Here is a 14,913-nt window from a genome sequence, read left to right as displayed (position 1 = left end):
CATGGCAGAGGAAAAACAGACGATACAGCGTGTTGTCGTCGAGATGTTTGGGCAGAGCTACCAGCTCAAGACCGATGAGCCGGATCGTCTCAAGCGGCTGGCGGCAGAGAGTGACCGCCGCATCAAGGAGATGTCGAAGAAGGTTCGCAGCTTCGATGTTCAGCGCATCGCAGTGCTCTCCGTGCTCCAGCTGATGGATGAATATGATCAGCTGCGGCGTGACTACAATGAGCTCGTTCAGATCCTTGAGGAAAAGTAAAAAAGAAGCTATGATGCACACACATCATAGCTTCTTTTTTTTTACTGAATGTTAAATCGTACGTTCGTATCTACGGTTACCGTTTTGCCGGTGGGATTGGGATAGCTGCCGACCGCATACGCTGCGGCGACAGCCGCCTCATCCAGAACGCTGTGTCCGGAGGGGGAGGAGACGGAGACACTTGTGATTACTCCCGAGGCGCTGATCGTTGTGGTGATCGTCGTCGTTCCCTCCAGGTGGCGCTTGAGTGCCATATAGGGGTACTCCTTATTCGCATCGACCGCGGCACGGAATCCTGCCACATCAAATGGTGCGGTGCCTGTACCGGGGGCCGTACTGTCCCCTGATCCCTGACTTGCCCCCGCTCCGGCACCGGCACCTTTTCCATCACCCGTACTGTCGCCGCTGCCGTTTCCTAATCCCGAACCTGTGCCGCTTTCTCCGCCGCCGCTGGTGCCTGAGACAGAGCCGCTTGGGGAGGATGATGGTGCCGCGGAGGAATCTGTCGCTGATGCAGCAGGTGATGCCGCATCCGGTATGGTCACTGCATCCGGGGATGGGACGGCAGCTGTGGACGGCGTTATGGGCACCGGCATCTGCTGTACCGTCTCGACGCGCTTTGCGACCTCCTCCGCCTTCAGCGGTTCCGGGAAAAGACTTTCGGCACTGCCGCCGCCCTCATGCCCGCTGCCCTGACTGAAATCCGATGCCTGCAGGTCAATCTCGTAGACTTGCTGCTCCTGCTTTGCGACGACGGCAGCAAGTCCGACGGCGAGCAGGAGAAAGATGACGACGTGAATGGCGGCAGAAACGATATATGCTTTTCTCCATGAGAGATGTTGCTCCATCGATCTATCCCTTCTGCTCTGCTGCGATCGAGAGCCGTTTGACCCCCGCTCCTTTGAGCATGTCCATCACGGCGACCACCTGCCCATGCGCCGTGCGCTGATCTGCCTGCAGGACGACCGCCGCCTTCGGATTCTCCTCCATGTGACGCTTCATGATCGCCGCGGACTCCGTGATGCTCACGGGATTGTTGTCAATCGTGATATGCCCGTCTGCATCGAGCGTCATGATGATCGGCAGCTGTGCCGGTGCAGTCGCGGTCTGTGCCTGCGGCAGCTGAACGGCGAGAGCCTTCTGCGCCACTGTCTGCAGGCTGTTCATCATAAAGAAGACAAGCAGGAAGAAGATGATATCGATCATCGGTATAATCATAAACTCCGGCTTCTTTTTGAGGCGGTGATTGCTAAAATTCATTACGCATCCCAACTTTCTTTCTTCGCCGTGACAATCGTGGTGCAGAGACGCTCCGTGTCCGTGACAATCGCGTCGAGCTGATGGCTGAAATAGGTGTAGACGCAGAAGGCGATGATCGCCACGCAAAGACCGGTTGCTGTCGCGACCAGTGCCTCCCCGACACCGCCCGTAATGGCAGCCGCACCGCCGCCCGCATCGAGGACGCTGAACGTCTGAATCATTCCTGTGACCGTGCCCAAGAGGCCGAGCAGCGGGGCGATCGTAACGATCGCACTCAGATAGTCGAGATAGCGGCGAAAGTTGATCGACTCCATCGACATACGGTCGGAGAACGCATTCTTCATCGCATTTTCCGTGCGGTCGTTCTCGATGCCGCTCTCGACAATGCGGCTGATCGCGGAGGGGTACTCCTTGCAGAGATTGATGATCGTATCCCAGTCCTTCTGGACAGCAGAGTGATAGACCCCATGAAAGAATGCGCGGGACCCCCTGCGGTTGACGCGGTAGTAGTAGAACCGCTCCACCGCAATCGCAAGCGTGATGAGCGAGAGAATCAGAAGGGGGTACATGACCAGCCCGCCGCTGTGGAAGAGATGTACTGCACTTTCAAATCCTGACATATCTTTGTCTCCTTTATATAAACTAGAAGGTCATGCGCATACCGAAGCGGTAGATGCGCCCGCCCATCCCAAGGTATGGGTCATAATGGTTGAACAGATTCGTGATGCCGGCGTAGAACGTGAGAAAGTGGTGGTAGTCTTTCTCGATCATCAGATTCCACAGGCCGTAGTTCTTCTCACGGGCGACTTTCTCACGGGTGTAGCCGTGCTCAATGTCGCCTCTCATAAACATCCTTGCCTCCGCATCGCTCCGGACCAGATGATACACCTCCCCTGTGTTTGGATCTGTGAAATCAACATGTTCCAAATTCTGAACACCATTAGCACCGATGATGCGTCCCGTTGCAATACGGTCACGGATATCGAGGTAGTTGCGCGTGTAGTCACCCCAGAGGGTTGCGCGCCATCCGTTCTTCGGATCACTGTAGCTCATCGTGAGATTGAGCATGTGACGTCCGCGACCCTCAAGTCGCTTGCCCGTCTGACGGTCATAGGCATCAAGATAAGTATAGCCTGCCTTGACCGTAAAGTCACGCGATACTTTATGCGTCACCTCTGCTTCGATGCCCTGTGTGCGTGCCTTGGAAATATTTTCGTACGAATAGACATCATCTGTTGCGGGAACGCCGGATGCAAAAACCGACTCATCGATGACGTTGTTCTCGATATCGGTCCAATTCGACGCTGCGTTCAATGCATTCACGAGATCGTCATAGCCGCTGAATCCCCATGGATCTGGATAGCGTATATGCGTATCATAATATGTGCGCCCGTAGAGATTCTTGCTGTCCTTTTCCCCCTTATACATGATCTGCATATAGTCCTTATAGTCGTTGCGGAAGAGTGTGATCTTTGCACTCGTCTTTTTGTCGAAGTCCTTTTCAACGGAGATGTCCATATTGAGTGCTTTCTCGGGCTTCAGCTCGGGATTGCCCTCGAACAGCCAGCCGTTTCGGATGGGCGGTGAGGCGTTCAGTGACGGCTCGTACATCTCCCAGTCGTGGTACAGCTCGGCGATGCCGCCCGTGGCGAAGCTCGTGCCGATGTTCGCCTTGATGCGGACGTTATTGCGTGCTTTGTATGTCGCACCGATGGATGGGGAGAGATTTACGCCGAACTGGCTGTGATTCGTATAGCGCAGGGAGGGGATGACAAGCAGTTTCTTGCCAACCTGCCAATCGTCCGAGATATAGGCGCTGTAGTAGTTCAGGGATGTCTCATAGATATTACCGGTATAGGAGCGTTTATTCGGATTGGATGGATCCGAGGGGTTCGGGAAGGTGTAGATGCGTGTCTCTTCGTGAGGCGTCTGTCCCGGTACCGTGATGCGCGTTCCCTCGCCGTATTCATCATGATAGTCTGCACCGACAGTGACATAGTGCTTGTCTGTGCCATCACACCGACCGAGGCCTCGATCACATTGTCCTTGCGATTGAAATTATCGAAATAGAAATGACGATAAGGTACCCCTTTGCCAAAAACATGATAGTTCACGTCGGAATCATGCTCCGTCTGATAGAGGCGCACGCGGTAGTCCGCATGACTCGTTTGCTTCTTCCAGTCGATGCTGAAATTATTGCGCCATGCGTCTTCCGACGCCGCCATGGCGATCCCTTTCCCCTCCGTAAATTTTCCGAGCGTCGTATCCTTTTTCAGATCCTCCGTCTGGCGATCCGCCGAGAGGGTGAGGGTTTCATCTTTGCCGAGTGTAAATTCAGCGCGCAGGCTCATCGGATTGCGCTTGCCGTAATACTGCATCGATGTGCCGTCATTGTCGTAGAGGAAGGGCGCGGTCTTGCTCCAGCCATAGGAGAAGTCCATGTACGTGCCGCCGCCGAGGTCGCCCGTGGAGTAACCGATGCTGTGATTGTACGGGCTGCCGCCCGCGTCGATCCACGACCCCTCGGTCGTGAGACGTACGCCTCTGCGATGCGAGACCTTCGTGATAATGTTGATGACACCCCCGATGGCGTCTGCCCCGTAGCGTGCTGTGCCCGAGCCGCGAATGATCTCAATGTGATCCACGTCGTCGAGACCAAGGCGGTTCACCTCGTCCGTTGCACCGTAGAACTTGCTCAGTCCTCCTGCGAGCCTGCGTCCATCGACGAGAATGAGCGTGTGACGCGCATCTGCGCCGCGGATGCTGACCGTCTTTCGTCCCATGTTGTCCGTGCCCATCTGGATGCTCTGCTCGGCAGAGAGCGCATCGGACAGTGTTCGCGCGCCTTTCCTGTCGAGATCGACACGGGAGATGATCGTCTTCGTTTCAGGGGCTTCCTTCAGCATCTCCTTATCGAAATCCGCATCCACATGGATATCGTCAGTTGATACGTGGGTTCCCTCATCCTCCGCTGGTGCAGCGTACGTGATACTGCTGCCCATACAGGCGAGTATGGCAGCGGTCACCATCACATACCTTCCGTGTCGTAGTTTAGCATGAAATGACATTGTTCGTCTCTTCCTCTTTCTTGCCATTTATGAATGTGATTATCATTATAGACAAAATAATGTAAGTGTCAATAGAAAAATTCATATTTTTAAATTTTATCTTGGGCATCATGAATAAAACTTGTCAGATACGCGCAGATTTTTACAGGAACAAGGCGGCGAGCAGGATGCAGAGCGAGACTCTGCCTAGGACTTTTTGCTGACGTGCGAGAAAAAGATATATTCAGGAATCGCTGATAAAACGGTCTCTCAGATTGGCGTAGATTTTTACCCAATTGAGGCAGTAAACCGGACGCATAGCAGGGGCTTGTGGAGGATTTACTAACGATAAGCGGGCGAAAAAGATGGACTAAGACGACGGTGCTAAGTTTATCATTGCTTTCTTAAGACCGAGCGACCGAAAATCTCCGTGCTTTCTTTGTTCACTCTGTTTTGACAATGGGATTTTTTTTTATTATACTGGGCATGTTGGGGAGATTGTGTTTATGGCATTTTCCCAATCTTTCGGATGAGAAGGGAGGTGAATGTTTGTTATTCGAACGAATTTTACGCTTTTTCATCGTACTCATTACGGCAGTTGTCGGTGCGACTGTCTTTGAGCTTGCCGTTCCGACGGCGAACGCCTATTTTTCTGCGCCGCTCTGGCATACGGAGCTGGGGATCTTCGACCTGTCGCTTGCGGGACTGCTCTGTATTCTGTGCGGGACGGTGCTCGGCGGGCTGATCGGCTATCCATTGGCTCCATTTTTTACCGGACGGCTACGCAGTCTCTCCATCTGGGTGGAGGGGCAGCTCGCGAAGATGCCAACACGCGATGTGATTGCCGGGGCAATTGGGCTTTTTATCGGACTTATCATAGCACGCCTCCTAAGCGATGCGTTTTCTACGATTCCCATTGTCGGTGACTACATCCCCATCGTGTTCAGCATTGTGATCGGGTATCTCGGTGTGCATATCATGGTGCAGAAACAGCAGGAGATCGCCGAGGTCTTTGACTTCGTTCCGCGCTTTTTGCGCGAGGTGATCCGCATGCGCCCCGATGTGCGTACCTCCATGCCGCTGGCGGTGCGAGATGGGCAGGAGGACAGGCAGTACAAGCTGCTCGATACGAGCGTCATCATCGACGGCCGCATTGCGGATATCTGTGAGACGGGCTTTCTTGAGGGGACGCTGCTCATCCCCGTCTTTGTGCTGGAGGAGCTGCAGCATATCGCCGACTCGCCGGATGCCCTGAAACGCGTGCGTGGACGGCGCGGGCTCGATATCCTGCAAAAGATCCGCAAGGAGTCGCGCATGAAGGTGGAGATCACGGAGGTGGACTTTGAGGATATCGCCGAGGTGGATTCCAAACTCCTCCAGCTCGCACAGGAGGTCGGCGGGAAGATCATCACGAACGACTTCAACCTCAACAAGGTGGCGCAACTGCGCGGTGTCCCCGTGCTCAATATCAATGCGCTCTCGAATGCGGTCAAGCCCGTGGCGATTCCGGGCGACCTGATGTCCGTACAGATTGTCCGACCGGGTAAGGAACATGGACAGGGGCTTGCCTATCTCGATGATGGTACGATGATCGTTGTGGACGGTGGATTCCGCTGCATGAATGAGGTCGTCTCCGTGGAGGTGACTTCGGCACTCCAGACGGCAGCGGGACGGATGATTTTTGCCAAAATGGCACGATGATGGAGTGCATTGGGAGGAATGTATGGTAAGTGTAGTTTTTCCGGCGGCAGGGCAGGCGCATCGGATGCGGGTCGGTCTCAACAAGGTCTTTCTGACCCTCGCGGGAAAGCCAATGCTGTTGCGGACGTTGCTGACCTTTTCAAAGGTTCCAGCGGTCGGCGAACTGATTATCGCGGTCGGTGCCGATGAGGTGACGGCGGTCAAGGGGCTGCTCAGTCGTGTTAAGGGACTTGCTCCGTGGCGCGTGGTCGAGGGCGGCACGGAGCGGCAGTATTCGATCCGCAACGGGCTTGCCGTCGTATCGGAGGAGGCGGACATCGTCCTCGTCCACGATGCGGCGCGGCCGCTCATCCGCCGCGAGACGATCGAGGAGCTGATCCGCGTCGTGCGCGCAGAGGGCGCGGGCATCGTCGCCGTGCCGGAGAAGAATACGATCAAGATTGCCGCCGCGGACGGTACGGTCGCTGCGACGCCGCCGCGCCAGACGCTCTGGCAGGTGCAGACCCCGCAGGGCTTTCGCAAGGAGATCCTGCTCGAGGCGAACCGCAGGGCGGAGGCGGATGGTTTTCTCGGGACGGATGATGCGAGCCTGGTGGAGCGCATCGGCGTTCCCGTTCGCATTGTGCAGGGGGAGTACAGCAACATCAAGGTGACAACGCCAGAGGATATGGTGGTCGCGGAGGCGATCCTACGCAATGACATGGGCGCGGGAGAGCTGATGAAGACCGCCGTTCACGAGGCAAAGCGCCTACTTGGCGGTGTCGTCCGTCGGCGTAAGGAGGACAGCGTATGACGAGAGTGGGTATCGGCTACGACGTGCATCGACTGGTGGAGGGACGCAAGCTCATCCTCGGCGGCGTGGATATACCGTATGAAAAGGGGCTGCTGGGGCACTCGGATGCGGATGTGCTGCTGCACGCCATTTCCGACGCACTCCTCGGAGCAGCGGCGCTCGGCGACATCGGGCAGCATTTTCCTGATACCGACCCGCACTATGCGGGCGCAGACAGCGGGAAGCTCCTTGCCGAGACGGCACGGCTCGTCCGCGCGGCAGGGTTTTCCATCGGCAACGTGGACGCTGTCATCGTGGCGCAGGCACCGAAACTGCAGCCGCACATTCCGGCGATGCGTGCGAACATCGCCGATCGGCTCGGCATCGACCTCCGCGATGTCAGCGTCAAGGCGACAACGGAGGAACGACTTGGGTTCACCGGAGCGGGCGAAGGGATGTCCGCCCATGCCATAGCAGGCATAGAACGTATATAGGAGGGATTCACATGGCAAATCAGCTGAAGGAACTTTTGGGGCTGGATGTTCCCATCCTGCAGGGCGGTATGGCGTGGATTTCGGAGGCGAACCTTGCTTCTGCGGTATCCAATGCGGGCGGTGCGGGCATCATTTCGACGGGCGGACGCACGACGGAGTACACACGCAATGAAATTCGCCGCTGCCGCAGTCTGACCAATCGTCCGTTCGGGGTCAACATCATGCTCATGGCGCCCAACAAGGAAGAGATCGTGGATGTAATCTGCGAGGAAAAACCTGCATTCGTCACGCTCGGGGCAGGCAACCCTGTCCCGTACTTTGAGAAACTCCATGCGGCAGGAGTCAAGGTCATTCCCGTCGTGCCGAGCGTGAAGCTCGCAAAGCGCGTCGAGGAAAAGGGCGCCGATGCCATCGTGGTCGAGGGCATGGAGGCGGGCGGCCACATCGGCGTTCTCTCCACGATGCCGCTGATGGAACAGGTCATCCCCGAGGTCTCGCTGCCCGTGATCATGGCGGGCGGCTTTGGTGATGGGCGCGGACTCGCCGCTGCACTCCTCATGGGCGCGGCCGGCGTTCAGATGGGCACGCGCTTCCTCGTTGCGGAGGAGTGTGTTGTCCATCCGAATATGAAGGAAAAGCTGATCGCAGCGGTGGACACGGATACCATCGTGACGGGCATCACCATCGGCGGCGCAGTGCGCGGCATCAAGAACAAGTTCGCCGAGGACTTCGTCGCGCTCGAGTACTCGGGCAAGGCGACGAAGCAGGAGCTCCTCGACCGTGCGACAGGCACGAACAAGCTGGCGGCGGTCGACGGCGATGTTGTAAACGGCATGATGCAGGCGGGTGAGACACTGACGCTGCTGCGCAAGGTCGAGCCGGTCAAGACCATCATCGACGACATTGTGCGTGAGGCGCGTGCGACGCTTGCCCGCGCACAGTCGATCACAGTCTGAGAGGTAAGATGGGGGAATGGGAACCGACGAACTGACACGGATTCATGAACTCGCGAAACGTGTCACGCTGCTCGAGAAGATGGTACTGCGTCAGCAAAGCCGTATCGACGAACTGACGCAGGCTCTTGAGGCGCAGCACGTCACAGGGACGTCAACACGCCCTGCACAGGAGAGGGAAGATGCGAAGGAACGCGCCGCACAGGAAGAGGTGGCACGCTCCGTTCCATCAGTAAGCGATCTCCTCGATGAGGAGATGAAGCGCGAGCTGGCGCGTGCCTATACGGGTGCACAGCCCGCAAAGCCACCCGAGAAAAAAATGGAAAAACCGCCGAATGCCATGCAGCGTGCGGCCGGCAGCTATGCGCGCGCCGGCGGCGGCAGGGAGCCGGCGGTCAACGATCAGGCAAAGCAGACGGAAGCCGCACGCAAAAAAACCGCCGAGGCAACGCTGGCGGGGATTCCGCAGCATGAGCTGCGCGAGCGAACTCCTGAGGAGCGGACGGCGGACTTTGTGCGGGACTATAATGCCCTCTATGATGTGCCGGGAACAATGTTCCAGAAGAAGAAGGCACAGGACGATTTCATCCGAGACTATGAGGTGCAGGGGATGCGCTGTACGAATATGCAGCTGCGTCACAGCCGCCCCGAGCTTGAGCCGCGCTTTGTCGCTGTGACGCCGACGCGGGATGCGGACTACTGGGGCATGCCGCTCGGCAATAATCTCTTTGCCGTTGTGCCGAATCCCTTTCTCGTTTACGGAGAGGAGATGCATACGGCGGGCGGGATGCGCGAGGCATTCAACTCGAACTATCGTCTGGGGAATACCTATGGACGGTTCACGATCAAAGAGGCGGCGATCTTCCAGTTCGGTACGATCGGCAAGGTGTTTCGGCGCGGTCAGTTAGAGGCGGAACAATAAAAAACGGCAGATCACTGCCGTTTTTTATTCCCGTACCTGCCGTCCTGCCCCTGCTCCGTCGATGGCGACCGCAACTTTTGCCTCGGTAAAGGTCTTCATATCGTTCATGATATGGAGGGCGGCGTGGACGATCTCAAGACCGAGGATGCCGACGATGCCGGCGGGGGCATCGATCTCCGCTGTGATCATCTCTGGCAGGAGATGGAGCACATAGTGGGTAAGGGCTGGGCTTATCACACAGTACTCCCGCACAATGTGGTCGGTCGCCGCATCCCCCGGGAGAACGAGTGCACCGCCCTCTGCCGCTGCACAAAGTGCCGTACGGACAGCTGGTGCGTCACTCCCCATGCTGCCGATGATGAGGAGCGGATGGTCGGCGGCGACGGCGTGCATGGCGGCATGACACTCCGCGTTTTCCATCGCTGTAGGGAACAGGTATACGTCAATATCACGCGCTGCTGTCATGGCGGAGATGATGGCGTGGCGTTCGGCGGGCAGTTCCTCTCCGCCAGAGAGAAGGCAGAGTGCTGCCCTGCTGTTTGACGGCAGACGAATTTTCCCCGTGATTCCTGCAAGCTGTACCGCGATGTGCTCAAGGAACCCGAGACTGTGAATCGGCTTTGCGAGATTGTCGAGACGGTACTGTGCCGCATCCATCACCGTGCGGTTTGGCGCGTGGATGTCGTATGTATTTTCCCCAGTTGCTGAGGAGGCAGGGAGTGTCCTGTGCGGCGGCAGGAGAAAGGGCTCGCAGCAACGCGGTGAAGCGTCCGTCGCCGCCCATGCCATGAGCATCAGCTCCAGCATCCGCAGGGCAATCGACGATCCCGCCGCCTCGCTCAGGCGGATGTCGAGCCGCAGCATTGGGGTGAGTCCCAGATGGCGCAGTGCGTGGGGCTGAGAGTGCTCCGTCAGTGATGCGTGGGATGCGAGCAGCGCGTGCACGCAGTTCGGTGCAATGGCGTGCGCGATGAGTGCCGCTGATGTCGTATTTGCGCCGTCCAGGACAACCAGAATGTGATGTGCGGCGGCACCGAGGATGATGCCCGCGATACAGCCAAGCTCAAAGCCGCCAACCTTGGCGAGTACGTCGATGCCGTCCTGCGGATCGGGCTGATTGACGGCGAGCGCACGCCGCACAATCTCCACTTTGTGATGCAGACGCTCATCCGAGATATTTGCCCCGCGCCCTGTGACCTCCTCAGGGGTGAGGCGGAGGATGGCGGCGGTGATGGCGGCACTCGATGTTGTGTTCGAGATTCCCATCTCGCCGGGCAGAATGCAGCGGTCGCCGCGTGCAGCACAGTCCGCCGCGAGACCGATCCCTGTCTCGATTGCCTGTATTGCCAGTGCGTGCGTCATGGCGGCACCCTTGGTCATGTTTGCCGTCCCGCGTGCAATGCTGCGGTAAAGCAGGTCGGGGATTCCCGCCGTGTCGGCATTGACGCCGAGATCGGCAACGCAGAGACGGGCGGGGACGTAGTTGGCGACGGCGTTTGCCGCGCCGCCTCGTGCCATCAGATAGTTGCACATCATGTTCAGCGTCGTCTCAGGCGGGTACGCACTGACGCTCTCTGCGGCAACACCGTGATCGGCACAGGAGATGACGACACTCGTCTGCGGTGGGGCAGGATGACGTTCACCTGTCAGTGCAATATAGCGTGCGAGGGCATCGCCCAGCTGCCCGAAATGAATCCCGCTGCGCGTGCAGAGCGCAGCGGTCACGCGGCTGGCGAGCGCAGCATCGGGCACAGTGATAGCGGCGATGGTTTTTTGCAGGAGATTCATGCGTTCTTTTTCTCCTTTTCCATGCGCTTCAGGGAGAGCCCGATGCGGCCGCGCTCTTCATCGAGGCTGATAACCATGACGTCGAGCGTGTCTCCGACGGACAGCACATCGAGCGGATGCTTAACACGGCGGCGGCTCATCTCCGAGATGTGGAGCAGTCCCGCCTGCTTCAGGCCAATGTCGATGAATGCGCCGAAGTCCGTGATGTTGCGCACGGTTCCGCGCATGATCGTGCCGACGGCGAGGTCGGAGAGCTTGACGATATTCTGCCGCATCAGCGGCGCGGGCAGGTCCTCGCGCGGGTCGCGCCCGGGTCGTGCAATCGCTTTCAGAATGTCGGTGACGGTCGGGATGCCCGCGTGTAGTTTTTCCGCCAGTGCCTGTGGGCTGGTGTGGGCGGTCTTTTGGGCGAGTGCAGGCAGCTTTGTGCGGTCGCTGAGATCACTCTCTGATGCACCGAGTTCGGTGAGGATGCTGCGCGCAAGCGTGTAGGACTCGGGATGGATCGCCGTGCCGTCGAGCGGCGTTTCCCCGTCATGGATGCGCAGGAACCCTGCGCATTGGGTAAACGCAGCATCGCCCAGACGCGCCACATCGTGCAGAGCACTGCGGCTTTTGAAACGGCCATGCTTGTTGCGGTAGGCGACGATGTTCTTGGCGACCGCGGTATTGATGCCCGCAATACGACCGAGGAGTGCCGGGGAGGCGGTGTTGAGATCCACACCGACATGGTTGACGGCGTCCTCGACGGTCGCATCGAGCGTTTCCTTCAGTTCCTTCTGACTCACGTCATGCTGATACTGTCCGACACCGATCGCCTGTGGGTCGATCTTAACGAGCTCTGCCAGCGGATCCTGCACGCGGCGCGCAATGGATACTGCGCCGCGAATCGTCACATCGTAGTCCGGCAGCTCTTCCTTGGCGAGTGCGGAGGCGGAGTAGACCGATGCGCCTGCTTCGTTTGTGATGAGATAATGCACGTTCTTCCACTTATTCGTGCGGATCAGTGCCGCAACGAATTGCTCCGTCTCATAGGATGCCGTGCCGTTGCCGATGGAGATGAGCGTGATGCCGTGTTCTGCCACGAGCTTCTCCACCGACTTTGCGGCTGCCGCGCGCGCGCTGTCGCTCTGTGTCACCTGAATGACGCCGCTCGCGCGGACGTTACCCGTCGCGTCGACGACCGCCATCTTGCATCCCGTGCGGTAGCCGGGATCAAGCCCGAGTACCGTATGCCCCGCAAGCGGAGGCTGCAGGAGCAGCTGGCGCAAATTGTGTCCAAAGATGCGGATTGCCTTTTCCTCCGCCTGTGCCGTCAGGTCGGCACGCAGTTCGCGTTCCAGTGCAGGAACGAGGAGACGCTTGTAGCCGTCCTCCACGGCAGCGCGCAGCTCCTCGGTGAAAATTGACGGACGCCGATGGATACGCCGACTGATCCATGCAATGTTTTCCTCGTGATCTATGCTGATGTGTACGGTGAGACAGCCCTTCTTCTCACCGCGGTTAATGGCGAGGATACGGTGAGAGGGGAGGGTACGGGCGGGCTCACGGTAGCCGTCATACATCGCAAAGGTATCCGCTCCCTCCGCCGTGTGGTCAAGGGATGTCTCGAAGATGGCGGTGCGCCGGTATACGTCGCGCAGGGTGCGGCGCACCTCTGCTTCGTCCATGATCTGCTCGGCAAGAATGTCGCGTGCCCCTGCCAATGCGTTGGCAGGGGAGGGGACGTCTGCTGCCGAATTGACAAAGGCAGCGGCGTATTCCTCGGCATTGTCCTTCGTCTCGCGCTGTAGGAGGATCGCGTCGGCGAGCGGTGCGAGCCCACGCTCGCGTGCCATCGAAGCACGCGTGCGCTTTTTTTGCTTGTAGGGGCGGTAAAGATCCTCTAGGGTCTGCAGCTTTTCGGTCGCCTCGATTGCCGTGCGCAGCTCCTCGTTCAGCTTGCCCTGCTCCTCAATGCGCGTGAGAATCTCCTCCTGCCGCTTGACGAGACTGCGCAGATAGGTCAGTCGTTCCTCCACGCGGCGCAGCACTTCATCCTCGAGTGAGCCCGTCGCCTCCTTACGATAGCGCGCAATAAACGGGATCGTATTGCCCTCGTCGAGGAGGGAAATGACGGACTCTACTTGTTTCGGCCGAATGGAGAGCTCCTTGGCAATTGACGCAGGAATATCGGAAATACGCATGACATCCAACCTTTCTCTTGGGAAGCACTGATAAATTCGGTACGACCATCTTGACGCATCTTTTTCGCCCGCTTTTCGTTAGCAAATCCTCCACATAGCCTCTGCTATGCGTCCGGTTTGCTGCCTCAATCGGACAAAAAATCTACGCCAATCTGGCATACCTCATTTTATCAGCGATTCCCTTGTGATTCCGTCATCATTATAACATGAATTTTTTTTGGTGCAAAAGAGACAGCCGATCAATCGGTATTAGGACTATTGACAGAAACCCGTGGATAGAGTATTATAATACATAAATAATAATGATTTTAGATTTATAGGAATTAGGAATTACTATGCGCGAACGTACATTATTAACGCCGAGCGAAGTGACGGACATCCTTCGCCGGAACAAGAAAAAAGTGACACCACAGCGGCTTGCCGTCTATGCGGCTCTCGCCGATACGACAGAGCATCCGACGGCGGAGACGCTCTATAAGGAGCTGCGCGCCGACTATCCGACCATGAGTCTGGCGACGGTCTATAAGTCCCTCGATGCATTCTGTGAGATCGGCATTGTCCGCGAGCTAAATGTGGGCGAGGAGGCATTTCGTTACGATGCGGATATTTCGCCACATCCTCACATCCGCTGTATGTCCTGTGACAGGGTGGCAGACGTCCCGATTACGGCGCTTCCGGCACTGGACAAGAATGTTGCCTCGGTGACGGGGTACCGCATCGTCTCTCAACAGATGTATTTCTTCGGGTACTGCCCCGAATGCCAAAAGAAGAAAGCAGGAGCATGAGCTTGTAAATAGGGAAATACTGTGCGCCGCTCATGAGCGTTATTGGCAACACTCATACGAACTGAAATACGGTATCGTATGGGTGTTTTTTGTGTGCCGAATTTATCAGTGCTTCCTTAAGTTGCACTTGACTTGATAATTCGACGCGTAAAATAGAGGCGGGATTGCTGATCTTCTGAAATGATCCGTACTAAAGCAAAAGGGACTGTTGTACGAAGCTGTAAACTTCGTGCAGCAGTCCCTTTGAATTATACCGGTCAGCGGCGATTTCTGCGTGCGAGAATGCGAATGACCTTTGCGCCCGTGCTCTTGATCTTGCGGATGGGGGCGACGCGCGTCGTCGTCTTGGGGCGAATCTCCGTCGGGGCATGGAAATCACCGCGCCGCAGATGCGTGCTCTTAATCTTGTCCGGTTGGAAAAATTTGCGCAGGACGTGGGCGATGGGGTCGAGTGGCACGTTTTCCCGACAGAGGTAGACGTCGAGGGAGACGTGGCGCATGGCCGGGTGCACATGGAGGGCAACATGTCCACCCGGCACGAGTGCCAGCAGCGAGAGCACGCCGCTCTCCTGTCCGCTGCTGATGATCTCGATGGGTGACAGCCCTACCGTGCGCAGTGCATCAGAGACTTGATCGCGCAGGGCTTCTTCCGTGCTGCACCGATCGCCTTTACAATCATAAAAATCCACGGTCAGCAGCCTTGATTGAATCTCCATCTGCTTCAGTCTCCTTCTTACATGTATAAT

General features: G+C 57.4%; 13 protein-coding genes and 2 pseudogenes. 7 read left to right on the top strand and 8 right to left on the bottom strand.

Going from position 1 to position 14,913, the window contains the following annotated elements; genetic code table 11:
- Position 1: 1 nt before the first annotated feature.
- Entirely contained in the window at positions 2-259 is a 258-nt protein-coding gene (locus tag AXE86_RS00880; RefSeq protein ID WP_061943662.1) for a cell division protein ZapA, read from the top strand.
- Positions 260-300: 41 nt separating this feature from the next.
- Here the strand turns inward: AXE86_RS00880 and AXE86_RS00875 are convergent, their stop codons facing one another.
- The 4 genes and pseudogenes from AXE86_RS00875 to AXE86_RS00860 all read right to left on the bottom strand — a co-directional run bounded on the left by AXE86_RS00875 (position 301) and on the right by AXE86_RS00860 (position 4,587).
- Positions 301-1,107, bottom strand: a complete 807-nt coding sequence (locus AXE86_RS00875) for a TonB family protein (protein WP_061943659.1) — start codon at positions 1,105-1,107, stop codon at positions 301-303.
- 4 nt (positions 1,108-1,111) lie between these two features.
- Positions 1,112-1,519 (bottom strand): ExbD/TolR family protein, encoded by a 408-nt coding sequence (locus AXE86_RS00870; protein WP_061943656.1) that lies wholly within the window; start codon positions 1,517-1,519, stop codon positions 1,112-1,114.
- A complete protein-coding gene (locus AXE86_RS00865) occupies positions 1,519-2,139 on the bottom strand; it encodes a MotA/TolQ/ExbB proton channel family protein (protein WP_061943653.1) in 621 nt (206 codons plus the stop codon). The genes AXE86_RS00870 and AXE86_RS00865 overlap by 1 nt, the downstream gene beginning before the upstream one ends.
- Before the next feature lie 22 nt (positions 2,140-2,161).
- Positions 2,162-4,587 (bottom strand): annotated as a pseudogene (locus AXE86_RS00860) (TonB-dependent receptor plug domain-containing protein).
- 528 nt (positions 4,588-5,115) lie between these two features.
- On the opposite strand from AXE86_RS00860, the gene AXE86_RS00855 reads away from it, so the two are divergent.
- From AXE86_RS00855 to AXE86_RS00835, 5 genes are read left to right on the top strand one after another with little or no spacing between them, the layout of a single operon-like run.
- Positions 5,116-6,267: a PIN/TRAM domain-containing protein gene (locus tag AXE86_RS00855; RefSeq protein ID WP_039980903.1), complete on the top strand. Its 1,152-nt coding sequence runs from the start codon at positions 5,116-5,118 to the stop codon at positions 6,265-6,267.
- Between the two features lie 22 nt (positions 6,268-6,289).
- On the top strand, positions 6,290-7,060 hold the full coding sequence (gene ispD, locus AXE86_RS00850) for a 2-C-methyl-D-erythritol 4-phosphate cytidylyltransferase (RefSeq protein ID WP_061943650.1): 771 nt from the start codon (positions 6,290-6,292) through the stop codon (positions 7,058-7,060).
- Complete coding sequence (ispF, locus tag AXE86_RS00845) at positions 7,057-7,533, top strand: 2-C-methyl-D-erythritol 2,4-cyclodiphosphate synthase (protein ID WP_061943647.1); 477 nt, start codon at positions 7,057-7,059, stop codon at positions 7,531-7,533. Before ispD ends, ispF begins: the two co-directional genes overlap by 4 nt.
- Positions 7,534-7,544: 11 nt before the next feature.
- Positions 7,545-8,489, top strand: a complete 945-nt coding sequence (locus AXE86_RS00840) for a nitronate monooxygenase (RefSeq protein WP_061943644.1) — start codon at positions 7,545-7,547, stop codon at positions 8,487-8,489.
- Positions 8,490-8,505: 16 nt separating this feature from the next.
- Positions 8,506-9,408: a hypothetical protein gene (locus AXE86_RS00835; protein ID WP_061943641.1), complete on the top strand. Its 903-nt coding sequence runs from the start codon at positions 8,506-8,508 to the stop codon at positions 9,406-9,408.
- Between the two features lie 24 nt (positions 9,409-9,432).
- Here the strand turns inward: AXE86_RS00835 and AXE86_RS00830 are convergent, their stop codons facing one another.
- From AXE86_RS00830 to AXE86_RS12965, 3 genes and pseudogenes are all read right to left on the bottom strand, one after another.
- Positions 9,433-11,196, bottom strand: coding sequence for a nicotinate-nucleotide--dimethylbenzimidazole phosphoribosyltransferase (locus AXE86_RS00830; protein WP_061943638.1), 1,764 nt, complete (start codon positions 11,194-11,196; stop codon positions 9,433-9,435).
- A complete protein-coding gene (locus tag AXE86_RS00825) occupies positions 11,193-13,382 on the bottom strand; it encodes a Tex family protein (RefSeq protein ID WP_061946905.1) in 2,190 nt (729 codons plus the stop codon). The genes AXE86_RS00830 and AXE86_RS00825 overlap by 4 nt, the downstream gene beginning before the upstream one ends.
- Before the next feature lie 19 nt (positions 13,383-13,401).
- Positions 13,402-13,524: pseudogene (locus tag AXE86_RS12965) on the bottom strand (secretion protein HlyD); the annotation flags it as partial.
- Positions 13,525-13,717: 193 nt separating this feature from the next.
- On the opposite strand from AXE86_RS12965, the gene AXE86_RS00820 reads away from it, so the two are divergent.
- Positions 13,718-14,167 carry a Fur family transcriptional regulator gene (locus AXE86_RS00820; RefSeq protein WP_009442592.1) on the top strand — a complete coding sequence of 150 codons (450 nt, stop codon included), beginning with the start codon at positions 13,718-13,720 and terminating at the stop codon, positions 14,165-14,167.
- 257 nt (positions 14,168-14,424) lie between these two features.
- Here the strand turns inward: AXE86_RS00820 and AXE86_RS00815 are convergent, their stop codons facing one another.
- Positions 14,425-14,883 carry an S-adenosylmethionine decarboxylase family protein gene (locus tag AXE86_RS00815; protein WP_061943635.1) on the bottom strand — a complete coding sequence of 153 codons (459 nt, stop codon included), beginning with the start codon at positions 14,881-14,883 and terminating at the stop codon, positions 14,425-14,427.
- Between the last annotated feature and the right edge of the window lie 30 nt (positions 14,884-14,913).

The sequence above is a fragment of the Selenomonas sp. oral taxon 136 genome, assembly GCF_001554015.1.
Classification (GTDB): Bacteria; Bacillota; Negativicutes; order Selenomonadales; family Selenomonadaceae; genus Centipeda; species Centipeda felix.
The sequence above is the reverse complement of the archived record's forward strand: the minus strand, read 5'-3'. Positions and strand labels throughout refer to the sequence as shown.